The sequence below is a fragment of the Agrobacterium sp. 16-172Ci genome, from assembly GCF_053522725.1.
The window spans coordinates 73,228-98,014 of record NZ_JBNWBW010000010.1 but is presented as its reverse complement, the minus strand read 5'-3'; the positions used below and the strand labels follow the sequence as shown (position 1 = coordinate 98,014).

The following is a 24,787-nucleotide window of genomic DNA, read 5'->3' as shown; positions in this document are numbered from 1 at the left end:
GTTACGGAGAGTCATTTTTTTTGGGGGGGGTGATCGTTCACGATCCGCACTGCTTCTTCGCGTCGTCCGGCAGTCCGGCCTCGGTGGAGGAAATGAACTGCGGCACGTCTTTGGTCAGGCCGTCGATCTCGGCGGACAGCCGCGTAACCTGACGTATTTTCGCGTCGTCAGGATTGACCTCGCTCGCTTCCTTCAGAGCGCTGGTGAAGTTGCCGACCTGAATGTTGAAGTCCTGAACCTTGACGTTGATGGTGGAGATCGCCGCTTTGAGCTTGGTGATCTGCTCCTCCAGAGTTTTCACCGCCTTCTGGTTTTCCGCGTGGCTCTGCTGTGCCGCCGCAAGCTGGCGGCGATTGTTTTCGAGCTGGTTGCGAACGCCTTCAAGAGCCGCCCGGGCATTGTCCAGCCGTGGCTGCGCGGTCCGGTATTCCCGCTCCGCATCATTCATCCAGCCCAGCGCCTTCACCGCGGCGTCACCGGCCTGGCAAATTCCCGGCAGGAAGAAGAGGACGCCGCTGCATATTTTTACTCGCTTGGCCTGCTCGTCCCTTTCCTTCCGGGCTTTTTCGAAGGTGGCCTGGCGCGCCTTAACGTTCTCGTTTTCGGACTGAACCAGCTCCTCATAGCCCTTCACGCTGGTTTCGGACTGCACCACCTGCCGCTCCAGCTCGATCTGCAGGTACATGGCCTCCCCCAGCGCCTTCTCGCGGTCGGCGCTGAGCTGCTGTTGCGCCGTCAGATGGTCCATCAGGCACACGGATCGGCGGCCGAGCAGCTCGCGGCTCGCTTCCGCCTGTTCCAGTTTCGACTTGAAAGCCGCCGTCTGCTCGACGGTGAGGGTGGCCGCGTTCGCAATGGCCGGCTGGCCCATGGACGGGATATCGAATTGCATTGCGAAGGCCGCAAGGCCGGCAAAAACAACGTGTTTAAGTTGCATCATTTTAACCTCCTCTGGAGAATTGGGGATGAATAAAAGGCATGACGGGCTCCATGCGCCGCCCGGCATCGCTGCCGACCGTGCCGGAGACATGGCAGTAACATTCGGATATCAGGCGCTTTCGGACGCATCGTCTGCAACGTCGTCAAGACCTAAAAAGCAACCATCAAAGATTGCATTCCGGGAAAATGGACGAAAGATTCCACATCCGATGCTTCATTAAATTATGCAATAAAAACAGCATATAACGCTATTGTCAGCGTTACTCCCGCAAACCGTTTCAAAAGGGAACACATTTTTACGCGCCCCTTAACATTCAATTTATGAGAGTATTTTTTAATACCGCTCAACAGGGCCTCGGGGGAGTGCAACAAAATGCACGCATCTTACGGAGGGGAACCTTCCGGCTGTCACGACTGCCCTGCACGGCCGTTGTCAGCGAACAGAACTCACGTTTTCGAATTCGCCATAAAGTAGCGATGCGCAAAAAACCACGGGAGAAAGGTATCCGGAAAAGCAGGCGCCCCAGCTTCAAAGACGCACCCGAGGAGGGACTTCGCCCGGCCTCGGCCGGACATGCTTCGAGAGAGGCTGGACCTACTTGCGAACCGAATCCTGAACGACGATGCCTTCGGTGATGCTGTCACCTATCTTTGCACCCACCTATCGAACGCCTTCAAACAGGAGCAGCGCCTCGTCCGTGCGCTCGGAGACTTCGGCGCATTCGCCACCGTCATGTGCGCCGTGGGTATCGCATCGGTCCATGGCGGGCAATTTACGCTGGCGGCGGTTCAGGCAGTCGTCGTTCCACCCGGCTGGGCATCCAGCCGCAGGACACGCGCCTTGATCGACTGGCTGGAACTGGAAAATACCGCGCAGCGTCACCCGCCCGGCGGCGATAACCGTGAGCGGCCATGGTCGCTAAATGGCTGGATTATTTCGGCAATCGAGAGGCTTGCCAGCACCTATTGCGTCGCGGCCTCGCCATGGCAAACCCTCCCGGCAACGGAGACGCCTGCGGAGGAAGCCATCGGAACGGGCGCGCTGATCGACGGTGTGAGCTGGTTTCTGCGGCACGCGCAGGATTTGCCTTTTCTCTCAGAGGGAATGCGGATGTTCCTTGGGCATGCGCCTGGTTTCCTGATCCTGTTGGACCTGCTGTCCGCCGCGAAGACAGACGCGTGCGATGCGACGGGTTGCGTGTTCTCCCGCAAGGCGACGGCGCGCGCCTATGGGGTCAGTCGCGCTCATGTCACGGCCATACTCGCCAAGGCCGAGCGTTTGAACATCTTGCAAAGAAACGGATCCAGAATAGTTCTGAGCGATCTTGCATTGCAGAACGTCCAGCGCGATCTGGCCTATCAGCTCGCCTTCGTCGTTTTATGGGCGGAAGCGGTGAGAACGTCTCCGCTGTCTGCCGATGCCCCGGAGAGCCTGTCCGGCCGGAATGGCTCCAGCAATCCGCGATAGGGCTTGGCAAGCGGCGTGGCATAGGCGCCGCGCTTGGCGGTGGACAACCCCATGGACACCAGCGATTCCGCCTGCTTGACGGCCGCCGCGACGCCATCGACAACCGGCACGCCGAACTCATCGCGCAGTTCGGCGGCAAGATCCGCCATACCGGCGCAACCGAGCACGATCGCCTCCGCCCTGTCCTCTTTCAGGGCCAGTGAGATTTCCGCGCGCAGCCTTTCACGAGCGTTCGAGGCGGGATCTTCCAGCGACAGCACCGGAATATCGGCGGCGCGCACATTGCAGCGGGCGGACATGCCATAACGATGGACGAGATGTTCCAGCGGCAGCCGCGAGCGTTCCATCGTCGTGACGATGGTGAATTTCTGGGCGATGAAGGCGGTGGCGGAGACCGCCGCCTCGCAGATGCCGATAACGGGAATATCGGCGAGAGTCCGGGCGGCATCGAGCCCGGTATCGTCGAAACAGGCGATGATCGCCGCGTCGGCTCCAAGCGCCGGCGCCTTTGCCAGCTCCAGCAGCAGGCCGGGAACGGCGAAAACCTCGTCGTAATAACCTTCGATGGAGACGGGGCCCATGGACGAGGTAACGGCCATTATGTCCGTATCGCGGCCAGCTATTCGCGTCGCGGCGTCGGCGATGGTCGCGGTCATGGATTGCGTTGTGTTGGGATTGATGACGAGAATGCGCATTTTACGTTTCTTTATCCGCGTGAATGGCGGCGATTGAGCGTGACGATCAGGCCGAGCGTGGCCGCGATCACCAGGAAGGAAAACAGGGTTGTAACAGCACCGAGCGCATAAAGCACCGGCGTCGTGACATTGGTGGTCATGCCGTAGATTTCCAGCGGCAGCGTGTTGTAGGTGCCTGACGTCATCAATGTGCGGGCGAACTCGTCATAAGAAAGCGTGAAGCCGAACAGGCCGACGCCGATCAGGCTCGGCGCGATCATCGGCAGCACCACATGGGCGAAGGTCTGCCAGGAGGATGCGCCGAGATCGCGGGCCGCTTCCTCATAGGACGGCGAAAAGCGGTTGAAGACGGCCAGCATGATGAGCACGCCGAAAGGCAGCGTCCAGGTGAGATGCGCGCCGAAGGCCGATGTATACCATGACGGCTCCAGCCCGAGCTGCTGGAACAGAACTCCGATGCCGAGCGAAATGATGATCGACGGCACCACGAGGCTTGCGACCGACAGATAGAACAACGGCGTCGCCCCGATGAATTTGCGCCGGAAGGCAAGGCCCGCCAGCAGCGAGACAAGCACGGTAACGGCCATGACCATCAGCCCGAGACCGAAGGAACGGCGGAAAGAGCCGCCGAAATCGCCGACGGCCTGCTGTTCGAAGAGATTGCCGAACCAGTGCAGCGAAACGCCGTTCAGCGGGAAAGTCAGCCCGCCATTGGGCCCCTGAAAGGCGAGGATGAGGATGGCCGACAGCGGGCCGTAAAGAAACAGCACGAAGAGGGCGAAAAAGAAGGCGAGGACATAGAATTCGCGGCCGCGTTTTTCCTGATGCATGGGATCAAAGCTCCTTGCGGATATCGACGATGCGCAGGATGCCCGCGACCATCAGAAGAACGAGGATGAGCAGGATGACGGCGTTCGCAGCGGCGGCCGGATATTGCAGCAGCGACATCTGGTTCTTCATCATCAGCGCCACCGAGGCGCTCTGACCGCCGGACATCACCTGAACGGTGGAGAAATCGGCCATGACCAGCGTGACGACGAAGATGCTACCAATCGCCATGCCGGGTTTGGCAAGTGGAATGATGACGTTGGTGAGCGTCTGCCAGCCCGTCGCGCCGGCGTCACGCGCAGCCTCGATCAGCGATTTATCGATACGCATCAGCGTGTTGAAGATCGGCGTGACCATGAACAGCGTATAAAGATGCACCATGGCCAGCACCACGGCGAAATCCGAATAAAGCAGCCATTCGATCGGTTCGGGAATGATGCCGGTACCGACCAGGGCGCTGTTGACGAGGCCATTTCGCCCAAGCACCGGAATCCAGGAAATCATGCGGATGATGTTCGACGTCAGGAAGGGCACGGTGCAGACGAGAAACAGCACCATCTGCATGGTGGTGGTGCGGATGTGGAAGGCAAGAAAATAGGCGAGCCAGAAACCACAGAACAAGGTGATGGCCCAGACCATGACAGCATATTTCAGGGTGTTGAGATAGGTCTGCCAGGTGACCCACGAGCCGAGCGTTTCCAGATAGTTGAACGTCACGAAATCCGGATACATCTGGGCGAAATCGTAATCCCAGAAGCTGACGACGGCGATCATGAGGATCGGCAGAGCCAGGAAAAAGCCGAGGATCAGCAAAAGCGGAGCGGCCTGAACATAGGACACGAACTTTTGCGGCAGCGCGAAGCTGCGGGGCGGCCTGTTCTTTTTATCGCTGACGCCGATGAGTCTGACCGTCACCATATCCGAGCCTTTCCCTGAATTTGCGTATGCACCGACGCCATGCCGCCAGCGATCTTGTTGACAAGTCCTCCACACTCCCGACGTCATCTCGGGCTTGACCCGAGGATCTAACCACGTCCGATGTGGCGGTTCGTTAGATCCTCGGGTCAAGCCCGAGGATGACGAATGAGAGGTGGGATGCCTGTCGCTGCAATTGACCGGCGGCGCGCTTGCCGCCGGTGTCGTCCTAAAGGCATCAGGCCGCGATGAATTCGTTCCAGCGGCGGACCATGTACCGGTCCTCGTCCATGACGGAGTTCCAGCACGCGACCTTGCCCATGCGTTCCTCGAAGGAGCCGCCATCGCGCACGGCGCCGGCCTTTTCCATGACCTTGCCGTCGGGCGCGATGATATCACCCTGCGCCGGCTTGCCTTCGACCCAGTAACCCCACTCGTCGGCGCTCATGTGTTCCTTGGCCGTTTCCATGGCGGCGGAATAATAACCCTGACGGTTGAGGTAAGCGCCGACCCAGCCGGAAGTGTACCAGTTGATATATTCATAGGCCGCATCGAGTTTCGCGCCCGAGAGGTGCTTCGCAAGCCCGAGACCGCCGCCCCAGGAGCGATAGCCTTCCTTCAGCGGCTGGTATTTGCAGGCGATGCCCTTGGAACGGACCGCGGCGACTGCGGGCGACCACATGGACTGGATGATGACTTCGCCCGACGCCATGAGGTTGACGCTTTCGTCGAAGCTCTTCCAGAAGGCGCGGAACTGGCCGTCCTTCTTCGCCTTGATGAGGAAGTCGATGGTCTTGTCGATCTCCTCCTTGGTCATGTTGCCCTTGTCGGCATATTTGATGTTGCCCATGGCTTCCATGATCATCGCCGCATCCATGATGCCGATGGAGGGAATGTTGAGGATCGAGGTCTTGCCCTTGAACTTCGGGTCCATGATATCGGCCCAGCTGGAGATATCGCGGCCGACGAGATCGGGGCGGATGCCGAGCGTATCGGCGTTGTAGATGGTCGGAACCATGGTGAAATAATCGGTCTCGCCCTTGGCGAACTTCTTGTCGCCGGGCTTTTCGACGAAACCGACGGTGTGCGGGGCCGTGCCCTGCGCCACGACGCTGTCCGGCTTCAGCTTGCCGTTTTTGAACAGCGGCACGATCTTGTCGTAATATTTCAGCTTCTTGATTTCCATCGGCTGGATAACGCCGGCCGGATAGACCTTCTTCAGGATCCAGTATTCGATATCGGCGATATCGTAGGAATTCGGCTGGGTGACGGCGCGCTGGGCGGCGGCATCCGAATCCGTCGCCGTCATTTCAAGCGTGATGCCGAGATCGGCCTTGCACTTTTCGGCAATGGCGTTGAGGTTCGACACACCCGTGCCGAACTGGCGGATGGTGATGGGGTTCTGCGCCCAGATGGTCGGGAAGCCGGTGATGAGGCCGGAGCCGATCGCCGCACCCGTGGCGGCAGCGCCCGCCTTCAGGAGGCCGCGGCGGGACAGGCCCTTTTTGCTGTTGGTGGTATCGGTCATTTCAAAGTTCTCCTCTGGTTATTTTTGGGGTCACTTCTCTACCCGGCCGAGCACGATGGCATCGGCCGCATTCCATGAAAGCGGTAGGGCGTCGCCGGTCCTGACCGGGTTTTCGAAGAAGGCGGCATCGCTGAGGATGACGTTGAAATCCTCGATGCCCGCGCCGGTTACGGCGATCTTCACGCTTGCGCCGCGATATTCGACATTCGAGACGATGCCGGTGAAACCGAGGCCCGGCTGCTGCGCCTCCCCGACGCGGACGCGGTCGGTGCGCACGGCGATATCGATCGCGCCGTCATCCGGGGCGACGCCGCTTGCCGTGAAAGTGCCGCCGCCCGCCACTTCGAGCGTGACGAGATCATCCGTTTTTTCCCGGTAACGCCCGGAAATGACATTGTGGTCGCCCATGAAGCGGGCAACGAAGGCAGTGGCGGGACGCTCGAACACCTCGCGCGGGGTGGCCGCCTGTTCGATGCGGCCGTCATTCATGACGACGATGATATCGGCCAGCGCCATGGCCTCTTCCTGGCTGTGGGTGACGTGAACGAAGGTGATGCCGAGCGAGGTCTGAAGCTTCTTCAGCTCGGCGCGCATGCGGATCTTGAGAAACGGATCGAGCGCCGAAAGCGGCTCGTCCAGCAGCAGCGCCTCGGGATCGGTAATCAGCGCACGCGCCAGCGCCACGCGCTGTTGCTGGCCGCCGGAAAGCTGGGCCGGCCGGCGGCTGGCATAGGGTTCGAGCTGCATCAGCCGCAGCATTTCGAGCGCCTTCGCCCGGCGGGTTTCCTTGTCCACGCCCTTCATCTTGAGGCTGAAAGCGACATTGTCGACGAGATCGAGATGCGGAAACAGCGCATAGGACTGGAACATCATCGCCGTGCCGCGCCGGGCGGGCGGCAGATCGGTGACGACTGTATTGCCGAGCCGGACATCGCCGCTGGAGATGCTTTCGTGGCCGGCAATCATCCGCAATGTCGAGGTCTTGCCGCAGCCCGACGGGCCAAGCAGGCAGCAATAGCTCCCGGCGGGAATCTTGAGGCTTATCGCATGCACGGCAGTAGTGTTGCCGTAAATCTTGGATACGGACGCGATGTCGATTGCTGCGGCTTTGCTCATAAACACTCTCCTGCGACGTCTTTGTCATGCAGGAGGCGTGCCAATCGGCTTAGCCATTGATGTAAAATGATATTTTTTTGCGCTTCGGAGACCCGTGCGCGGACCTGCCCAATTTTACAGCGATTGTTCTCGATTCATTGCAGAAATTGTATGCAATCTGAAAGCCCAAAATGCCCCGCGCTTCACCCGGCCCTGAACCGGTCGAAAGCGGTGAGATATTTGACCGTCGGATCGGCGTCCCAGCGGTAGATTTCGGTCCGCAGGAAATGCAGCTCCTCTTCGAGCTTTTCCTCCGGCAGCTCCACCCACCAGGATTTCGGCCGGCCATCGGAGCCGTCCGACCAGCGATAGCCGCGCTTTTTCAGATGATCCTTCATGTCGAACGGGCTGTTTTCCGCGTAGAGGCGCACCCTTGAGCGCCGGCTCGCGTCATGGAGTTCGGCAAAGGGCGTGCTGCTCTGGCCGGGGCGCGTCTGCTCCAGCACTTCCAGCAGCGCGAAACAATCGTCCACCGCGCGATGGCCATCATGGAAATAGCCGGATTGGCCGATCAGATAACCGAGCTTGTTGCCCTCGAAACCACGCGTGCGCCAGTCTATTTCCGAAACGGAGCAGGCCCATGCCTTGTCGCGGAAGATCGGCGAGAAGGCCTCGCAAAAGGGACGGTCGAAACCGGCATTGTGGGCGATGATCAGATCGGCATGGGCAACGAGGGAGGTCAGCCGGTCCATGTCTATCGACTGTCCCGCGACCATCTCATCGGTGATCCCGGTCAGGCGGGTGATTTCTTCGGGAATGGCGATACCTGGCTGCCGCAACCCGCCATAAATGCCGGTGACATCGCCGATTGTGCCGTTATCGTCGAATGTGAAGGTGATGACGCCGATTTCGATGATCTCATCGGTGCGATGGTCGAGACCCGTCGTTTCCGTATCGAGGATCACACCCTGACGGGCAAATTCCGGCCTTGGCCGATCGACGACCGCGCGCGGTTGCAGCCGGCGCAGGACACGATAATTGCCGGTGGATTGAAGATATGCGGCAAGGGCCTCATCGTCCGTACCGGTCTTTTGGGCCGTTTCGCGACCACCCGCTTTTCGCCCTCGTTCACCCTGCGGAAGCCGCGCTGCCGCGGGTGCGAAAAAATCCAACTGGGAGGTCATTATGCGCCTGTCCGCCTTGCCCGGAAATCAAGATTGAGTATTCCAGCATATGCGCACAGGCTCACAGTAACAACAGCGGTCGCTCTCATCCACAGAAACGGCATATCTCACGGGGTACAGTTAAGGGTTGCGGCTTCAATTTACGATGGTAAAAAAAGCGCACCGTTCCCGTGTTCAGGAGAGAAGAAGAATGCCGCTTCCATCGCCTTCCAACCCGAAAACGCTCGCTGATCAGAGCCGGCTGAAGCTGTTTCCGCTGCAGAGCGGGCCGCATTTCGCCAATGCAGGCCTCACCAACGGGGCGAGCGGCATTGTCTTTACGGGCTATACGCGCGATGCGAGCCTCGACAATGAAGCATTCTCCTGCTGCGGCAGCTACACCCTGCGCAATTCCGTCCACGCCGCGATTGCCGGCACGACCAGCGACAATTGCACGGTCTTTGCCCTGAAGAGCATCATCAACCAGCGCCCGTGCCTGGCGGTCGGGAAGTTCGACCCGGATGGCAAGCCGCTGGCATTGTCGAAGTCGGAATTCGAAGAGGTCACCAAACCCCTGTTCCAGTTCGCGGACAAGGTATCGCCGATTCTCGGCAGCGAGCCGGCGCCGGGCATCCAGATCCGCAGCGGCGACGCCTCCTATAATTATCAGGTGGACGCACGCAGCGGCCGCTTCCGCTTCACCTATAAGGACGCCATGAACGGCGGTCGTTTCGGACCTTCGGCCGACGGCAATTTTTCCCTGGAACATGACGGCCATCGGCTCGCCAGAATAAGCGCCGGCGGCAGCTATAGCAGTTCGGACAATTCGATTGCCGCCTCGGCCTATCGCGACATCGAATCCCGCGGCTTCGAAACGACAGTGCGCAGCGGCCAGGCTTCCGCCATGTTTGGAAGAACCTACACGGAAAACGCCATTACCCGCAAAATCGGCGTCGGTTACGGCGACACCTCGTTCCGGCGCGAGGATACGCCGGGAGGAACGATCAAGGAAACCCTTGGGCACAAGCTGGACAAGGTCACGCTTGAAGTCTCCCGCACGCGTGACCGGGCGAAGGGCACCGAATATATGCTGACCATCAAAATGGAGCTTTGAGGCTCCGGCAACCGGATCGAGCGCGACAGCAGTTCGTCAGGAAGCCTGCCTGTCGAGAAGGTTTTCGCAATTGGCCGGATTGCCGATGATCTCGCTCGTCCTGATGATGGAGCCGGCATCCGCGGTTATCTTGATGATGCAGTCGCGGCGATGTTCCTTGATCTTCATGCCCTCGGTTTCCGAGACCTGCGCCTGCCCGTCGACGGTTTTGACTTCGCGCCTGTTGCTGAGGCCGGCATAGGGCTCCCTATCGACTTTCAGCCAGTAGGATTCGGTTTCGCCGTTTTCGATGATGACCTTGTTCGGGCGGCCGAGTCGGGCTATTGCGGCCTCACGCGGTTGCCCCACGAAACCTGCGACAGTGCGGGAAACCTCCGTCTCGCCGGCGCTGGTGCACGCCGCAACGACGACCAGCACAGCCGCCAGACATCCTCTTTCAAGCCATCTCATTTCCAGATCATTCCCTACAAAACGTCGCTGGCCCCGGTTGTCGGCCAGCGTCCGGGGGCAAATCTAGGCACGATCATTTTGCACGGAAAGATGGAACGGCCGCAAAGCCGATCAACTTCTTATGATCAGCCCTGTCGCGGGGAGACGATTTACCGGTCCGGCGCGCTCCGTTTTTACCTGTTGCGGAACACGGTGCAGGGAACGCCCGCCCGTCGGATATCGCCACAAAGCGCATTGGCCTCGGCTCTGGTCTCCCGGCCGATGCGGGCGGCATAACGCGGCCGCGAACCGAAATTTCCGCCCCGCTGGCGCACGATCAAAGCCCGCTCGGCATTCAGCGGCTCCGAAAGCTGCAGGATCGCCCGGGTGAAAAGCCGGTTCGCCACGGACGGATTATAATGCGCCGCAAGCTGCACGCCCCATGGCGCCCAGTCGGCCGATGCAATGAGAACGGGATCGTTCATGGTGCGGGTGTCGGCGAGACGCACGCAGGCATCGAGGAAGGAACGGTTGTCATCCAGCGCCGGCGCCGCCTTTTCTGGCGGATTGTCCTTCCATGTCTCCACCGGATAACCGGTGATCGCAAACACATAATCGCGGGTTTCGGTGGGCAGGCGGCCGTTGGCGATGAAGTTCCGCAAGCCCGCCTCCCCCGCATTGTAAGCTGCGGCGGCAAGGCCGAAATTGCCGAACTGCACGTTCAATTCGGAGAGATATCGGGAAGACGCCTCAAGCGCGGCGATGATGTTGAAACTGTCTTCGAGACCGCGCAACCGGGCCGTTCCCGGCATGAACTGGGCGATGCCCTCCGCCCCCTTCGGACTGACCGCATTGGGCCGGAACAGGCTTTCCCGCCAGATCAGCCGGGCGAAATAATCCGGCGGAACGGCATGGCGGGCGGCGAGCACCTCAATGGCATGGCAAAGATCATTATTGTAACTGCCTGCATTGATGCACAGGTCCGGCGCGACATCATGGCTATAGGCGCAGGCGGCTTTTTTCCCGGCGGGCTCTTCGGCTTGCGCCGCGCCGAAGGCTGCGGTCAGCAGACACAGGGCAAGAGCCATGCGGCTTGTCGATATCCCTGCCAAGCGAAAGCCCCCGAAAACTCCAGACACGATGTGCCGATTATCGGCCAATCCGGAAGATATGCCCAGCTTTCCGGCTTGTCATCACGTATCGAACATCGAATGGACTGGCGTGATCGGATGGGGCGCGGACGGCGGGCAACCCCTTTCAAGTCAATAATGGAGGGTCAACTTTTCTCTCGACGTCATCCTCGGCCCTGTGCCGAGGATCTGATCATGTCGAATAAAATCAATACGTTGCAGATCCTCGGGACAAGCCCGAGGATGACGTTGGCGTGATTGGCTCGGCTTGCTGAGGCCTCACCCTAAAAGTCCTGCCACTCCTCAAGCTTGACGGCAACCGCGGCGGAACCGCGCGCCGCAAGCGGGCGGGGTGCGCTGCGATGCGAGCTCACCGGCGCGGATTGCTGCTCGAAGCCGCCGCGCGCAGAGGCGGAGGATCGGGCCATGTCCTCGAACCGGAATTGCCCGAGAAGTTCGAACAGGGCCGCCGCTTCCCGCGCAAGGCTGTGGCTTGCGGCGGTCTGTTCCTCCACCATGGCGGCGTTCTGCTGGGTGCCCTGATCGACGGTGTTGACCGCCTGATTGATTTCCGCGAGCGCCGTGGACTGTTCGCGCGCGGCATCGACAATCGCCACGACATTGGTGTTGATATCCCGCACCTGCTCGGCGATTTCCTGCAGGGCCGAACCCGCCCGGGTGACGAGGCCAACGCCGTTTTCCACCTGCGCGCCGGAGGCATTGATCAGGCTCTTGATTTCCTTGGCGGCCGTTGCGGAACGCTGCGCGAGTTCGCGAACCTCCTGCGCAACCACGGCAAAACCTTTGCCCGCCTCACCCGCGCGCGCGGCTTCCACGCCTGCATTCAATGCCAGAAGATTGGTCTGGAAGGCGATTTCGTCGATCACGCCGATAATGTTGGAAATCTCGCGTGATGATTTTTCGATCTGGTCCATGGCGCCGATCGCATCGCGCACCACCTGGCCCGAATGTTCCGCATGGTCACGGGCACGGGCGACGATCTTGCCGGCCTCTTCGGCGCGGAGGCTCGAATCGTTGACGGCGGTGGTGATTTCTTCGAGCGCGGCTGCCGTTTCCTCGATGGAGGCGGCCTGCTGCTCCGTGCGTCTGGCGAGATCGTCGGCAGCGGACCTGATCTCGTTGGAGCCGGAAGAAATGGCGCCGGCATTTTCAGACACCAGCGTCATGGCCCTTTTCAGCTTTTCCGAAGCCGCGTTGAAATCCGTGCGCAATCTTTCAAGCGAGGGGATGAAGGGTTTGTCGATGCTCTGGGCAAGATCGCCCTCGGCCAGATCGGTGAGACATTGCGCCAGCTTTTCGACGTTTTCGACGCGGCCGGTCACGTCGGTCGCGAATTTGACGACCTTGAACACCTTGCCGTTGAGATCGAAGATCGGGTTATAGGACGCCTGAATGAAGACCTTGCGGCCGCCCTTGCCAAGCCGCATGAACTCATCCGCCACGAGATCGCCGCCGGCCAGCCTTTCCCAGAACTGCTTATATTGCGACGACTGCGTATAGGCCGGTTCGCAGAACATGGAATGGTGCCTGCCCTGCACTTCCGCCAGCGAATAACCGAGCGCGGCCAGAAAATTCTCGTTTGCGGTCAAAACCTCGCCATTCGGGGAGAATTCGATGATGGCCTGCGCCCGTGACAGGGCGTCGATCTTGCCGGCATCTTCCGCCGCCTTCAGCTTGCGGTCGGTAATATCGGTGGCGATCTTGACCACTTTCACCGGCTTGCCGCGACGAAACACCGGATTGTAGGACGCCTCGATCCAGACTTCCCGACCGCCCTTGCCGATGCGCTTATATTGCCGCTGATCGAACTGGCCGGCCGAGAGCTTGGACCAGAAGGCCTTGTAATCCTGCGAGGACACGACCGCCGGCTCCACGAACATGCTGTGGTGCCTGCCGACGATTTCCGATAGCTCATAACCGAGCGCCCGACAGAAATTTTCGTTGGCGTTGAGAATTTTTCCCGAAAGGTCGAATTCAATGATGGCCTGGGATTTGGAAAGCGCGGCGAGAACCGCAAAAGCATTGGCACCACGATCAAGAATACTCACGCGCGTTTCTCCGATGGAAAGGGATGATTCCTATTCAAAATCATTCGTGAATATTATGATTACATTCTTAAATAATATTTAAGGATAAAGTTGATGTTCATCATCTGAAGTTGCAGATACCGTGCAATGTGTTGCCTGCCGGTTTTTTCTCGCCGCCTTTTTTGGGAACGTTCGGCGCATGGTCGCATTTTATACCGAATGGGGAGCCGGCAATGGCCGGCGAATTTCCGCGCCGGCGCGACGACGATTTCAATTTGGGAGGAGCACACAAATGGAAAAGAACACGATCTGTATCTGGTACGACAAGGATGCCGAGGCCGCAGCCAGATTTTATGCCGAAACCTTTCCGGATAGCGCGGTAACCGGCGTTCACCATGCGCCGAGCGACTATCCCTCCGGCAAGAAGGGAGATGTGCTGACGGTGCAGTTCACCGTGGCAGGCGTTTCCTGCATCGGCCTCAATGGCGGGCCGGTCTTCAAGCAGAGCGAGGCTTTCTCGTTCCAGATATCGACCGAAGACCAGGAAGAAACCGACCGTTACTGGAACGCCATCGTCGGCAATGGCGGGCAGGAAAGCGCCTGCGGCTGGTGCAAGGACAAATGGGGCGTTTCCTGGCAGATCACGCCGCGCGTGCTGATGGAAGCCATGGCCGCCGGCGGTGCGGAGGCCAAACGCGCCTTCGAAGCGATGATGGACATGAAGAAAATCGACGTCGCCGCCATCGAGGCTGCACGTCGCGGTTGACTGGCGAAAGCTGTTCAGCAGCAAGTAGCGAGGCAGGCCAAAAACCGGAAGCCACTGATAAATCAGCTTAAATTCCGGTTTTTCGTATTTGTCGCCCATTTTTCGCCGCGCAGAATGGGCTGCGCGGCCAGTCATCATAAAACGTTCAACAAACTGTAAGCCATCCGTCAAAGACGGCTGTTAGCAGAGCCTCCGTGGCTTCGTGCCGGGGACGTGAAGTCCTTGCCGAGCAGGCCATCATTCCAGCAACGGGGCTCAACTCATGAAATCTTCCGCTCTGACTTCCTTCGTGGCCGGCGTCGCCATCGCCGCCGCCTTCGGCGCCACCGCCGCCCAGGCAGAAAAGACCAAGTTCGAATTCTGGTACGGTCTTTCCGGCGATCTCGGCGACCGCGTGCAGGACACCTGCAAGAAGTTCAACGACTCCCAGGCCGAATTCGAGATCGTCTGCACCTCGCAGAACGATTACGAATCCACCCTGCAGAACACCATTGCCGCCTATCGCGCCAAGAAGCAGCCCGCCATCACCCAGATTTATGACGCCGGCACGCTGGACATGATGCTGTCCAAGGCTTTCGTTCCCGCCAAGAAGCTGATGGCCGACAATGGCTACAAGATCGACTGGAACAATTATTTCCCCGGCATCGCCAATTATTACGCCACGGCTTCGGGTGAATTGAACTCCTTCCCCTATAATTCTTCGACCGCGATGTTCTATTACAATGTCGACGCTTTCGAAAAAGCCGGCATCACCTTCAAGCCCGACACATGGGAACAGGTCGAAGAAGCTTCCAGGAAGCTGAAAGCCGCCGGTTTCGAATGCCCGCTCGCCTTTAACTTCGACACATGGATGCTGATGGAGCAGTTCTCCGCCATCCACAACCAGCCAATCGCCACCAAGGCCAACGGTTATCAGGGTCTGGACGCGGAACTTGCGATCAACAAGACCAAGTTCGTCGACCACGTGAAATTCTTCAAGAAGATGCAGGACGAGAAGCTGTTCGTCGTCAAGACCAAGCAGCTCGGCATGGATATCCTGCCGGCCTTCACCTCGCAGACCTGCCAGATGTTCATGACTTCCATCGCCAACCACGGCACCGTCGGCAAGTCCATGCCGGAAGGCGTGAAGTGGGACGTCGCCATGCTGCCGATCTGGAAGGGCACCGAACGCCACAACTCGCTGGTCGGCGGCGCTTCGCTGTGGGTCATGGCCGGTCGTCCGGAAGCCGAATACAAGGGCGCTGCCGCATTCCTGAACTTCATCGCCCAGCCCGACATGGTTGAGTGGTGGTCGACCGTTACCGGTTACATCCCGGTCACCAAGACCGGCTTCGACGCCATGAAGGCCAATGGTTTTTACGACAAGGCCCCCTATAAGGGCCGCGAAAAGGCCATCGAGAGCCTGACCTTTATGCCGCCTTCCGAATATACCCGTGGTATCCGCCTCGGCGGTTTCACGCAGATCCGCAAGGAAGTCGCCACCTCGCTCGAAGCCATCTTCATGCAGAACGCCGATATCCAGGCTGAACTCGACAAGGCCGTCGAGCGCGCTAATACCGGCCTGCGCCGCTTCGAAAAGACCTATGAAGGCGCCAAGCTGAACTAAGCGTTCTTTCATCGCCGTCAAAGGCCTGTCCGGACAGTCGTTCGGGCAGGCCTGCCGAAATCTCGAACTCTGCCGGACTCCAATGGAAAAGCGTACCGTCTTCAAAAGCACATGGCTGCCTGTGCTCTTCGCCCTGCCGCAGTTTCTGCTTATCCTTCTGTTCTTCTATTGGCCGGTTGCGGCGGTGCTGAACTGGGCATTCACCCTGGAGCCGCCCTTCGGCGGCCAGGCGGAATTTGTCGGTTTAGCCAATTTCATCGAAACCTTCGGCGATCCGCTCTATTGGCAGTCGATCCTCACCAGCCTGATCTTTGCGGTCGCCGGGCCGTTTTTCGCGATCCTCATCGGCCTTGTGCTCGCCCTTGCGGTCGATCGCCAGCTTCCCGGCTCCGGCTTTTTCCGGGTGCTTTATATCCTGCCCTATGCGATTGCCGGTCCCGCCGCCGGCATGGCCTTCCGCTTCATCCTGTCGCCGGAACGCGGCATCGCCGCATCGCTGAATGCCTGGTGGCCCGATATCTGGAACCCGGCCAAATATGGCGAGCACGCGCTCATCCTCGTCATCGTCATCTTCATCTGGAAATGGGCGGGCTACACCTTCATCTTCCTGTTCGCCGGCCTGCAATCCGTGCCGCGTTCGCTGACGGAGGCCGCCGCCATGGACGGTTCCGGGCCCATTCGCCGCGCCATCGACATTCAGGTGCCGCTGCTTGCACCCACCCTGTTCTTCCTCACCGTCATCATGATGACCGAGGGTTTCGTCGGCGCCGATACGTTCGGCATCGTCGCCTCCACCACCGAGGGCGGCCCCAACCACGCCACCGAAGTGATGGTCTACCGCATCGTCAGCGAGGCCTTCGAGGGGCTGAACTATTCCGGCGCCTCTGCCCAGAGCCTCGTCCTCATCGGTCTCATCATGGTCTTCACCTTCATCCAGTTCCGCTTCGTCGAGCGGCAAGTCCATTACAAGTGAGGCGGCGATGATCCAGCGCACACCCTATGCCGACGCCCTGACCTATGCGATCATGGTGGCCGGCTTCTTCCTGCTCATCGGCCCCTTCATCGTCGTCATTTCCGGCGCCAGCCAGTCGGTCCAGCAGGTCAACAGCGTCCCCTTCAGCTTCATGCCGCAGGGCGAATTCTTCACCAATGCGCAGGCGGCCTGGCAACGCGCCAATCTTGGCAACGCCCTCCTCAACAGTATCATCATGGCGACGCTGGTGACCGTGGGCAAGGTGGCCCTTTCGGCCTTCACCGCCTTCGCCATCGTGTTCTTCCGCTCACCGCTCAGGCATCTGTTCTTCTGGACGGTGTTCATCACCCTGATGCTGCCGCTCGAAGTGCGCGTGGTGCCGACCTATTCGGTCGCCGCCGATCTTTTCCAGCCGTTCCGCTCCATCCTCGGCCTGTTCGGCATCGAGGTCACCTTGGAATGGAACCTGCTGAACTCCTATGCCGGCCTCACCCTACCGCTGATCGCCACCGCCACCGGCACTTTTCTCTACCGGCAGTTCTTCATGACGATCCCGGACGAGCTGGCGGAGGCCGCGCGCATGGACGGTTCGGGTGCCGCGCGTTTCTTCGTGGACATGCTGCTGCCGCTGTCGCGCACCAACATGCTGGCGCTCACCACCATCATGTTCGTTTACGCCTGGAACCAGTATCTGTGGCCGCTGCTGATGATCACCGATCCGTCCTACAAGACGGTGATGATGTCGCTGCGCGCGCTTCTGCCCGCCGATGACGGCACGCCGGACTGGAACGTCACGCTGGCCGGTTCGCTCATCATCATCCTGCCGCCGCTTCTCGTCGTGGCCTTCCTGCAACGCTGGTTCGTCCGCGGCCTCGTCTCGTCCGACAAGTAACAGCGCGGCTTTCAACAACAAGGTTTCCCATCATGGCTCAGATCGATATCCGTCAGGTCCGCAAATCCTATGGCAAGACGCCCACCCTGCACGGCGTGGACCTCACCTTCGACTCCGGCGAATTCGTCGTCATCCTCGGCCCGTCGGGCTGCGGCAAATCCACGCTTCTGCGCATGATCGCCGGTCTGGAGGACATCACCTCCGGCGAGATCGCCATTGGCGGGCGGGTGGTCAACACGCTGGAACCGCGCGAGCGTGGCTGCGCCATGGTGTTCCAGAACTACGCGCTTTATCCGCATATGTCGGTGGCCGGCAATATCGGCTATGCGCTGAAGGTCGCGGGCGTTCCGAAGGCCGAACGCCAGCGCCGCATCGAGGAGACCGCAAAGATCGTCGGCCTTTCCGATTATCTTGAGCGCAAGCCCGCGGCCCTTTCCGGCGGCCAGCGCCAGCGCGTCGCCATGGCCCGCGCCATCATCCGCGAACCTGCGGTGTTTCTCTTCGACGAGCCGCTCTCCAACCTCGACGCCAAGCTGCGCGTGACCATGCGCGCGGAAATCCGCAAGCTGCACCAGCGCCTCTCCGCCACCTCCATTTTCGTCACCCACGATCAGGTGGAGGCCATGACGCTGGCCGACCGGCTGGTGGTGATGAACAGGGGCAATGTCGAGCAGGTCGGCCATCCGCTGGATATCTATCACCGCCCGGCCAGCACCTTCGTTGCCTCCTTCATCGGCTCGCCTGCCATGAACCTGTTCAACACGAGGGTGGAGGTAGAATCCCCCGCCGTGATGCTGCACGGCACGCCCGTAAAGCTCTTCCCCGAAACCGCGCTGGAACTGCGCGGCCGCGACGTGACCGTCGGCATCCGCCCGGAACAGTGCGTGGTCAGCACGGATGGCGCCGGCGTGCCGGCAGTCGTGGATTTCGTCGAAGAACTTGGCTCGGGCCGCATCGTCCATGCCGATATCGCCGGCGAGACCTTCTCCGCTGCCATCGGTGAGGACCTTTCGGTAAAACCCGGCCAGCGCATCCACCTCGATCTCCCCGCCGCCCACCTTCATTTCTTCGATCCGGCCACGGGAAAACGGATCGAAACCGAGGGCGCCGTCGAAACCACCCGCATCGGCAACGAGAAACTGCTGGCGGTTTAGGCCCGCGTAAGATGCCTCCGGTGCGGTTTCGGATATAGTCCACCCGCACCGGCTCCGGAAGCATGGTGTCGAATGACTGATCAAGTCGGATAAATCACATCAGAAAACCTATTTAATATATTGAATATTATATATTTCTTTATGGAAATTTGACAGCGAAAGCATCCACCGTCAACTGTGTTGCCGCGGCCACTGCGCCGTTGCACTTCAAAGATGGCCGAGCGGCTACCGCCACGGGATCATCGCCAGATGCAGAATTTCAGCAAAAATCTTTCGGTTCCGAAATCATAATCGGAATAGTCTTTGCCGCGCCAATCCCCCGGCGGGGATATCGTCGCGACGAGCAAAGGCCTGCCTGCGGCTGAGCCCTCCGCAACGCGCCGCGCAAGCCAGAACATCGACGAAAGTGAAGCCCAATGGCAAATGATCGCAAACTGCATCTCGGCGCCTTCATGCGGCCCGTCAGTCTCCACACGGGCGCATGGCGTTATCCGGGCGCCTTCCCGGATGCGAATTTCAATTTCGCCCATCTGGCGCGCTTCGCGCAACAGCTCGAGGCCGCGAAGTTCGATGCATTCTTCATGGCCGATCATCTGGCGGTGCTGAACATGCCCACCGAGGCGCTGCGCCGCAGCCACACCGTCACCTCCTTCGAGCCCTTCACCCTGCTTTCGGCGCTCGCCGCCGTCACCTCCCGCATCGGGCTGGTCGCCACCGCCTCCACCACCTTCGATGAGCCATATCACGTCGCCCGGCGTTTCGCCTCGCTCGATCACCTCAGCAACGGTCGCGCCGGCTGGAACATCGTCACCACGTCAAATCCCGACGCGGCCCGGAACTTCGGCCGCGAGGAACAGCCGGATCATGCCGAGCGCTATGGCCGCGCGCGGGAATTTTACGATGTCGTCACCGGTCTCTGGGATTCCTTTTCCGACGACGCTTTTATCCGGCATGTCGATAGCGGGCTGTTCTTCGATCCCGAAAAGATGCATGTGCTGGACCACAAGGGACCTGAATTTTCCGTGCGCGGGCCGCTCAATATCGCGCGTCCAGTGCAGGGTTGGCCCGTCATCGTGCAGGCCGGAGCTTCCGAGCCGGGACGCCAGCTTGCCGCCGAGACGGCAGAGGTGGTTTTTGCCGCAACACCCACGCTTGCGGCGGGCAAGGCTTTTTATAAGGACGTCAAGGACAGGACCGTCGCCGCTGGCCGTTCACGCGACGGAATTGTCATCCTGCCGGGCGCTTTCGTTCTCGTCGGCGACAGCGTCGAAGAGGCGAAGGCCAAACGCGCCCGGCTCGACAGTCTCGTCCATTATGACAGCGCAATCGCCTCGCTTTCGATTGCGCTCGGCCACGATGTTTCCGGCTTCGATCCTGATAGCCCCCTACCTGATATTCCGGAAACCAACGCCAGCAAATCCAGCCGTGAAAGGGTGATCGAGCTTGCCCGAAGCGAGGGCCTGACGGTGCGCCAGCTTGCCCAGCGGCTGGGCGGTTATGCGGGTCTTGCCTTCGTCGGTACGCCAAAGACCATCGCCGACGAGATGGAGCAATGGCTCCATGAAGAGGGTTCGGACGGTTTCAATGTCACCTTCCCTTTCCTGCCTGCCGGCCTCGACGACTTCACGACGAAGGTAGTGCCGGAACTGCAAAGGCGCGGGCTGTTCCGCAGGGACTATGAGGGGCCGACATTGCGCGACCATCTTGGCCTGCAACGACCAGCCAATCGTTTTTTCACCTGAATAAAGCGCCGTCGCGCCGATTGCGCTCCCGGTAGGGAGATTTTTCGCGCCACAGCTCTCCAGTCTCAAGAACGAGGTACTGACCGCCCTGCACAATGCCCACTCACCCCTTCACACCCGACGAAATCATGATCGCCTCCGTCACGCGCCGCTGGAAGATGACATAGGCGATGATGACCGGCAGGGCCGCCAGCATGGCGACGGCCATCAGCCGCGCATAGGCGACGCCGAAAGCGTCGTTGACCTGGGTGATCCCGACCGGGATCGTCATCATGTTTTCGGAAGTGACCACGAGGAAAGGCCAGAAGAAGGCGTTCCATACCGTAATGAAGGTCACGATCGCCATGGCGGTCGTGATGCCCCAGTTGAGCGGCAGATAGACCCGGAACAGGATCGTGTATTCACCGCCGCCATCCAGCACCACCGCTTCGCGCATCTCCTTCGGCACGCTGTCGAAAAACTGCTTGTAGACGATGATGACGATGGGCGTGATCAACTGCGGCAGGATGATGCCCGCCCAGGTGTTGATGAGGTTGAGGTTCTTCATCAGTATGAACTGGGTGACGACCAGTGTTTGCGCCGGCACCATGAAGCTCGCCAGCACGATGCCATAAAGCAGCCGCCTGCCCGGAAAGCGTATCTGCGACAGCGCATAGGCGCAGAGCATGGAAATGAACAGCACCGAGATCGTGACGATGACGGCGACGCCGATGGAGTTCACATACCAGGTCATCAGCCGGGTATTGAATATCGCATTGAAATAAGCGCCGAGGCGAAACTCGTCCGGCAAAAGCGACATGTTGCCGGCAACGTTCTCATCGGCGCGAAGCGAGGTGACGAAGCTCCAGTAGAGCGGAAAAATCCAGACGAGGGCAGCCGAAAAAGTCAGCAGCGTCAGAACGAGGTTCTCGAATTTTCTCATCGGGCTCATGAATTCCTCCGGATGCGCAGCAGCTGGAACTGGAAAACGGAAACGATGACGATCAGCAGGAAAAGCACCGTCGCGACGGCAGACGCATAACCGCCATTGTTCATCTGGAAGGCCTCGCGATAGACCTTGAGAAGCAGAACGAAGCTGGAATTGAACGGCCCGCCGCCGCTTAAGAGATAGATCTGGTCGAATATCTTCAGTTGCAGGATCAGTTGCAGCGTCAGCACCAGCGCCGTCACCGGCCACAGAAGCGGCCAGGTGACGCGCCGGAAGCGCTGCCAGGTCGTCGCGCCATCCAGAGCCGCCGCCTCATAAAGCTCGGCCGGTATATTCCGCAACCCGGCGATGAAGAGCAGCACATTGAAGCCGTTCGTCCACCAGATGGTGACGACGGCGACCATCGGCATGACCCAGTAGGGGTTCTTGAAAACGGCGACGGGTTTGCCCGCCAGCAGCGATATGACCGGCTGGAGAATGCCGAACTGCAAATCGAGCATCCACGCCCAGATTTCGGTGACGACCGAAACCGGCAGCACATAGGGCAGGAAAAACAGGCTCATCGCAATCGTCTGCTTCACGCCCGAGAGGCGGCTGATGGCGAGAGCGATCATCAGGGCGATGACGGTCGTGGGCACGACGGTCAGAAGCACGAAATAGCCGTTGTTCTTGAGCGAGGTGACGAACAGGCGGTCGCCCAGCAGTTTCGCGTAATTCTCCAGGCCGACCCAGTTTCCCTCACCGATCAGCGGCGCATCGGTGAAGCTCATGCGCACCATCTCTATCAGCGGATAAAGAAAGAAGGTGGTGAAGACCAGAACGAACGGCGTCACCATCGACAGCGCGATCAGCGATTTCTTGCGCCGGTTTTCAATCATTGCCATGGAACGTCTCCGGAAGCTTGCGCATTGCAGCCTGCCCTGCGGCCTCAAACCGGAGGGCAGGCTGTCGATTACCTGAGCTTGCCCTGCAGCTCATCCTTGATCTGCTCCACGGCGTCGGTGCTGCTCATGAAGCCCTGAATGGCAGGGGCGATGACGTTGAGAGCGGCGTCGTAGGCGGGCGAAGCGACCCCGGTTATGGTGGTCTTCGGATCGAACACCGCCGCGTCCGCCAGCGAGGCATAGGTGGCATTCGGCTGCATCGCCTTGTATTCGCTGCTTTCGGTGATGGACTTGTAAGCGGGAATATGCCCGGCATCGGCCCAGCTGATGGCGTGTTTTTCCATCCAGCCGATCACCTTCATTACCGCAGCGCGTTTTTCGCCGGAGACCGTTTTATCGCCTTCATTCGGAATGGCGAAAGCATGGGAATCCGCCCAGGTGGCGCGCTTGCCCATCAGGGGCGGCACTTCCACCGCACTCCATTTGAAGCCGAGCTTGCCGTTCTTTTCCAGATCCTTGTAGGTCGGAACTTCCCAGACGCCGTTCAGCTGGAACGCGGATTTGCCGGCGGAAAACAGCGCCACCGAGGCTTCATATTCCGCCTGTTCCGGGGCCCAGCCGTTTTCCCGCCATCTGGACATGGTCTCGATGGCCTTTGCCGCCTTTTCGGCATTGTCGCCGGCGAGAACCTCCTTTTCAGTGACGAGTTCGCCGCCCTGTTGCGACAGCAGCGTATAAAAGACGCGCCACACCCCGCCTTCGCCACCCGATTGATAGGTGATCGGCGTCTGAACGCCATTGTCCTTCGCCCAGGCCAGCGCCTTCTCGAAATCCTCGATCGTCTTGATGCCGGTCAGCTTGCCCTCGGCGTCGAGATAGGGCGAGCCTTTGAGAAGATCGGCGTTGTAATAAAGGACAAGCGCGTGGATATCGAAGGGCACGGCGTAGAGTTTGCCGTTCTGGGTGGCCGCATCCACGGGTGCGCTGAAGAAGTCTCCAGCCTTCAGCCCCGCATCCTCGAGATCCTTTTCGGTGATTTCGCTCAGCACTTTTTCTTCAAGGCCGAGCGGCGCGCGTGACAGGTGATAGGTCATGATATCCGGCCCCTCACCCACCGCGGAGGCCGTGCGCACCTTGGTATAAAAGGGCACGCCCCATTCGAGCGTCGTTCCCTTGATCTGGATGTCGGGGTGTTCCTTGTTGAAGGCATCGATCAATGCCTTCATGCGCACGCCGTCACCGCCCGACAGAAAGTCCCACCAGACGATATCCTGCTTCGCGAGAGCCGGCAGGGCGCTGAGACCCAGAGCCGCACCAACAAGCAATGTCTTGATCAGTCGCATCGTTCACTCCTCCCGTTTGATAGAACATCCCGTTGTGGGATGGTTTGCTGTTTCGAAAGACGCCTCCTCGCGCCTATCGCAACCGTCTGCCGTCATCGTCGAAGACAAGGACATGGTCGGGCGAGGCGGTAAGCGATACCGACCGGCCATCCAGCCTTTCCCGCGTGCCCTGCCGCTGCACGATGATTTCTTTCCCGGCTCCGGTGCGGGTATAGAGGTAGGAAAGATCGCCAAGCTCTTCCGCGACCTCGACGACGACCGGCAGGGCGCCCTGTTCCGTAATCGTCAGATGCTCCGGCCGAATTCCGATCTCGACCCGTTGGCCGGGGGAAACGGACTGGGCAAGCCGGGCCCTGAAATGCCCTGCCCCGCCCTCGGGCGCGAGCGTCACGATGCCATCCGCCTGGGAGACGATATCGGCCCGCAGGAAGTTCATCGCCGGCGATCCGATAAAACCGGCCACGAAGCGGTTGTCCGGATCGTCATAAAGGGTGAGCGGCGCCCCCGCCTGCTGCACGATGCCGCCCTTCAGCACGAAAATCCTGTCCGCAAGCGTCATGGCTTCCACCTGGTCATGCGTGACATAGATCATCGTCGCGCCCAGCTTGCGATGAAGCCGGGTCAGTTCCAGCCTCATCTGCACCCGCAGTTCGGCGTCCAGATTGGACAGCGGCTCATCGAACAGGAAGACCTTCGGCTGCCGCACGATGGCGCGGCCGATGGCCACGCGCTGCCTCTGGCCGCCGGAAAGCTGCGAGGGCCGTTTGTGCAGATGCTCCTCAAGCTGGAGGATGCGCGCGGCCTCGCCCACCCTCTCCGTCACTTCCGCCTTCGGTCGGCGGGCAAGACGCAGGCTGAACGCCATGTTCTCGAACACCGTCAGATGCGGATAGAGCGCATAGTTCTGGAACACCATCGCAACCCCGCGATCCGCCGGTTCGACCGCGGTGACATCACGCTCATCGATGGCGATGCGCCCGCCGCTGGTTTCCTCAAGGCCGGCGATCATGCGCAACAGGGTGGATTTTCCGCAGCCGGAAGGCCCCACGAAGACCGCGAAGCTGCCGGCTGGAATTTCCATCGAAACATCCCGGATCGCCGCGAAGGATCCGAAGGACTTGGCGACATTGTTGAGACGGACACCCAT

Annotated in this window: 22 protein-coding genes; 8 read left to right on the top strand and 14 right to left on the bottom strand. The window is 60.0% G+C overall.

The features are described from left to right. Positions 1–37: 37 nt before the first annotated feature. Positions 38–940 carry a hypothetical protein gene (locus ACQZ40_RS11920; RefSeq protein ID WP_448748012.1) on the bottom strand — a complete coding sequence of 301 codons (903 nt, stop codon included), beginning with the start codon at positions 938–940 and terminating at the stop codon, positions 38–40. Positions 941–1,513: 573 nt separating this feature from the next. Here ACQZ40_RS11920 and ACQZ40_RS11915 point away from each other — a divergent pair. Next, positions 1,514–2,407: a hypothetical protein gene (locus ACQZ40_RS11915; RefSeq protein WP_448748011.1), complete on the top strand. Its 894-nt coding sequence runs from the start codon at positions 1,514–1,516 to the stop codon at positions 2,405–2,407. Here the strand turns inward: ACQZ40_RS11915 and ACQZ40_RS11910 are convergent. The 6 genes from ACQZ40_RS11910 to ACQZ40_RS11885 form a co-directional block, all read right to left on the bottom strand. Continuing rightward, complete coding sequence (locus ACQZ40_RS11910) at positions 2,299–3,102, bottom strand: aspartate/glutamate racemase family protein (protein WP_448748010.1); 804 nt, start codon at positions 3,100–3,102, stop codon at positions 2,299–2,301. The genes ACQZ40_RS11915 and ACQZ40_RS11910 overlap by 109 nt on opposite strands. Before the next feature lie 11 nt (positions 3,103–3,113). Then, positions 3,114–3,932, bottom strand: a complete 819-nt coding sequence (locus ACQZ40_RS11905) for an ABC transporter permease (protein WP_149743730.1) — start codon at positions 3,930–3,932, stop codon at positions 3,114–3,116. A gap of 4 nt (positions 3,933–3,936) precedes the next feature. Further along, complete coding sequence (locus tag ACQZ40_RS11900; RefSeq protein WP_448748009.1) at positions 3,937–4,848, bottom strand: ABC transporter permease; 912 nt, start codon at positions 4,846–4,848, stop codon at positions 3,937–3,939. Positions 4,849–5,083: 235 nt separating this feature from the next. After that, positions 5,084–6,373: an ABC transporter substrate-binding protein gene (locus ACQZ40_RS11895; protein ID WP_004432888.1), complete on the bottom strand. Its 1,290-nt coding sequence runs from the start codon at positions 6,371–6,373 to the stop codon at positions 5,084–5,086. A 30-nt stretch (positions 6,374–6,403) separates the two neighbouring features. Then, positions 6,404–7,489 (bottom strand): ABC transporter ATP-binding protein, encoded by a 1,086-nt coding sequence (locus tag ACQZ40_RS11890; protein WP_448748008.1) that lies wholly within the window; start codon positions 7,487–7,489, stop codon positions 6,404–6,406. A gap of 182 nt (positions 7,490–7,671) precedes the next feature. Beyond that, positions 7,672–8,652 carry a 3'-5' exonuclease gene (locus ACQZ40_RS11885; protein ID WP_125146354.1) on the bottom strand — a complete coding sequence of 327 codons (981 nt, stop codon included), beginning with the start codon at positions 8,650–8,652 and terminating at the stop codon, positions 7,672–7,674. A 190-nt stretch (positions 8,653–8,842) separates the two neighbouring features. Between ACQZ40_RS11885 and ACQZ40_RS11880 the strand changes: the two genes are divergently transcribed. Beyond that, positions 8,843–9,745, top strand: a complete 903-nt coding sequence (locus ACQZ40_RS11880; protein WP_059758740.1) for a hypothetical protein — start codon at positions 8,843–8,845, stop codon at positions 9,743–9,745. A 36-nt stretch (positions 9,746–9,781) separates the two neighbouring features. On the opposite strand, the gene ACQZ40_RS11875 is transcribed toward ACQZ40_RS11880, so the two are convergent. The 3 genes from ACQZ40_RS11875 to ACQZ40_RS11865 all read right to left on the bottom strand — a co-directional run bounded on the left by ACQZ40_RS11875 (position 9,782) and on the right by ACQZ40_RS11865 (position 13,373). Then, positions 9,782–10,195 (bottom strand): hypothetical protein, encoded by a 414-nt coding sequence (locus ACQZ40_RS11875; protein WP_448748007.1) that lies wholly within the window; start codon positions 10,193–10,195, stop codon positions 9,782–9,784. 173 nt (positions 10,196–10,368) lie between these two features. After that, positions 10,369–11,262, bottom strand: coding sequence for a transglycosylase SLT domain-containing protein (locus ACQZ40_RS11870; protein WP_220319232.1), 894 nt, complete (start codon positions 11,260–11,262; stop codon positions 10,369–10,371). Between the two features lie 326 nt (positions 11,263–11,588). After that, positions 11,589–13,373, bottom strand: a complete 1,785-nt coding sequence (locus tag ACQZ40_RS11865; RefSeq protein WP_448748006.1) for a methyl-accepting chemotaxis protein — start codon at positions 13,371–13,373, stop codon at positions 11,589–11,591. A 271-nt stretch (positions 13,374–13,644) separates the two neighbouring features. Between ACQZ40_RS11865 and ACQZ40_RS11860 the strand changes: the two genes are divergently transcribed. The 6 genes from ACQZ40_RS11860 to ACQZ40_RS11835 all read left to right on the top strand — a co-directional run bounded on the left by ACQZ40_RS11860 (position 13,645) and on the right by ACQZ40_RS11835 (position 20,485). Next, positions 13,645–14,118, top strand: a complete 474-nt coding sequence (locus ACQZ40_RS11860) for a VOC family protein (RefSeq protein ID WP_174039801.1) — start codon at positions 13,645–13,647, stop codon at positions 14,116–14,118. A 262-nt stretch (positions 14,119–14,380) separates the two neighbouring features. Then, the gene (locus ACQZ40_RS11855) at positions 14,381–15,724 is read left to right on the top strand and encodes an extracellular solute-binding protein (protein WP_448748005.1); all 1,344 of its coding nucleotides are present in this window, start codon (positions 14,381–14,383) and stop codon (positions 15,722–15,724) included. An 82-nt stretch (positions 15,725–15,806) separates the two neighbouring features. Next, a complete protein-coding gene (locus ACQZ40_RS11850; RefSeq protein ID WP_065656065.1) occupies positions 15,807–16,697 on the top strand; it encodes a carbohydrate ABC transporter permease in 891 nt (296 codons plus the stop codon). 7 nt (positions 16,698–16,704) lie between these two features. Continuing rightward, positions 16,705–17,589, top strand: a complete 885-nt coding sequence (locus ACQZ40_RS11845; RefSeq protein WP_448748004.1) for an ABC transporter permease subunit — start codon at positions 16,705–16,707, stop codon at positions 17,587–17,589. Positions 17,590–17,621: 32 nt separating this feature from the next. After that, on the top strand, positions 17,622–18,743 hold the full coding sequence (locus ACQZ40_RS11840) for a sn-glycerol-3-phosphate import ATP-binding protein UgpC (RefSeq protein WP_125146359.1): 1,122 nt from the start codon (positions 17,622–17,624) through the stop codon (positions 18,741–18,743). 416 nt (positions 18,744–19,159) lie between these two features. Next, the gene (locus tag ACQZ40_RS11835; protein ID WP_174039803.1) at positions 19,160–20,485 is read left to right on the top strand and encodes an LLM class flavin-dependent oxidoreductase; all 1,326 of its coding nucleotides are present in this window, start codon (positions 19,160–19,162) and stop codon (positions 20,483–20,485) included. 103 nt (positions 20,486–20,588) lie between these two features. On the opposite strand, the gene ACQZ40_RS11830 is transcribed toward ACQZ40_RS11835, so the two are convergent. The 4 genes from ACQZ40_RS11830 to ACQZ40_RS11815 all read right to left on the bottom strand — a co-directional run bounded on the left by ACQZ40_RS11830 (position 20,589) and on the right by ACQZ40_RS11815 (position 24,787). Next, the gene (locus tag ACQZ40_RS11830) at positions 20,589–21,416 is read right to left on the bottom strand and encodes a carbohydrate ABC transporter permease (protein WP_065656069.1); all 828 of its coding nucleotides are present in this window, start codon (positions 21,414–21,416) and stop codon (positions 20,589–20,591) included. Further along, positions 21,413–22,297 (bottom strand): carbohydrate ABC transporter permease, encoded by an 885-nt coding sequence (locus ACQZ40_RS11825; protein WP_174045045.1) that lies wholly within the window; start codon positions 22,295–22,297, stop codon positions 21,413–21,415. Before ACQZ40_RS11825 ends, ACQZ40_RS11830 begins: the two co-directional genes overlap by 4 nt. A gap of 68 nt (positions 22,298–22,365) precedes the next feature. Beyond that, a complete protein-coding gene (locus tag ACQZ40_RS11820) occupies positions 22,366–23,640 on the bottom strand; it encodes an extracellular solute-binding protein (RefSeq protein WP_174045048.1) in 1,275 nt (424 codons plus the stop codon). A gap of 73 nt (positions 23,641–23,713) precedes the next feature. Further along, the gene (locus ACQZ40_RS11815) at positions 23,714–24,787 is read right to left on the bottom strand and encodes an ABC transporter ATP-binding protein (RefSeq protein WP_448748003.1); all 1,074 of its coding nucleotides are present in this window, start codon (positions 24,785–24,787) and stop codon (positions 23,714–23,716) included.

Coding starts and splice junctions, on each gene's coding strand:
- ACQZ40_RS11920 (WP_448748012.1), bottom strand. CDS start 940: ATGATGCAACTTAAACACGTTGTTTTTGCCGGCCTTGCGGCCTTCGCA.
- ACQZ40_RS11915 (WP_448748011.1), top strand. CDS start 1,514: ATGCTTCGAGAGAGGCTGGACCTACTTGCGAACCGAATCCTGAACGAC.
- ACQZ40_RS11910 (WP_448748010.1), bottom strand. CDS start 3,102: ATGCGCATTCTCGTCATCAATCCCAACACAACGCAATCCATGACCGCG.
- ACQZ40_RS11905 (WP_149743730.1), bottom strand. CDS start 3,932: ATGCATCAGGAAAAACGCGGCCGCGAATTCTATGTCCTCGCCTTCTTT.
- ACQZ40_RS11900 (WP_448748009.1), bottom strand. CDS start 4,848: ATGGTGACGGTCAGACTCATCGGCGTCAGCGATAAAAAGAACAGGCCG.
- ACQZ40_RS11895 (WP_004432888.1), bottom strand. CDS start 6,373: ATGACCGATACCACCAACAGCAAAAAGGGCCTGTCCCGCCGCGGCCTC.
- ACQZ40_RS11890 (WP_448748008.1), bottom strand. CDS start 7,489: ATGAGCAAAGCCGCAGCAATCGACATCGCGTCCGTATCCAAGATTTAC.
- ACQZ40_RS11885 (WP_125146354.1), bottom strand. CDS start 8,652: ATGACCTCCCAGTTGGATTTTTTCGCACCCGCGGCAGCGCGGCTTCCG.
- ACQZ40_RS11880 (WP_059758740.1), top strand. CDS start 8,843: ATGCCGCTTCCATCGCCTTCCAACCCGAAAACGCTCGCTGATCAGAGC.
- ACQZ40_RS11875 (WP_448748007.1), bottom strand. CDS start 10,195: ATGAGATGGCTTGAAAGAGGATGTCTGGCGGCTGTGCTGGTCGTCGTT.
- ACQZ40_RS11870 (WP_220319232.1), bottom strand. CDS start 11,262: ATGGCTCTTGCCCTGTGTCTGCTGACCGCAGCCTTCGGCGCGGCGCAA.
- ACQZ40_RS11860 (WP_174039801.1), top strand. CDS start 13,645: ATGGAAAAGAACACGATCTGTATCTGGTACGACAAGGATGCCGAGGCC.
- ACQZ40_RS11855 (WP_448748005.1), top strand. CDS start 14,381: ATGAAATCTTCCGCTCTGACTTCCTTCGTGGCCGGCGTCGCCATCGCC.
- ACQZ40_RS11850 (WP_065656065.1), top strand. CDS start 15,807: ATGGAAAAGCGTACCGTCTTCAAAAGCACATGGCTGCCTGTGCTCTTC.
- ACQZ40_RS11845 (WP_448748004.1), top strand. CDS start 16,705: ATGATCCAGCGCACACCCTATGCCGACGCCCTGACCTATGCGATCATG.
- ACQZ40_RS11840 (WP_125146359.1), top strand. CDS start 17,622: ATGGCTCAGATCGATATCCGTCAGGTCCGCAAATCCTATGGCAAGACG.
- ACQZ40_RS11835 (WP_174039803.1), top strand. CDS start 19,160: ATGGCAAATGATCGCAAACTGCATCTCGGCGCCTTCATGCGGCCCGTC.
- ACQZ40_RS11830 (WP_065656069.1), bottom strand. CDS start 21,416: ATGAGCCCGATGAGAAAATTCGAGAACCTCGTTCTGACGCTGCTGACT.
- ACQZ40_RS11825 (WP_174045045.1), bottom strand. CDS start 22,297: ATGGCAATGATTGAAAACCGGCGCAAGAAATCGCTGATCGCGCTGTCG.
- ACQZ40_RS11820 (WP_174045048.1), bottom strand. CDS start 23,640: ATGCGACTGATCAAGACATTGCTTGTTGGTGCGGCTCTGGGTCTCAGC.
- ACQZ40_RS11815 (WP_448748003.1), bottom strand. CDS start 24,787: ATGGGTGTCCGTCTCAACAATGTCGCCAAGTCCTTCGGATCCTTCGCG.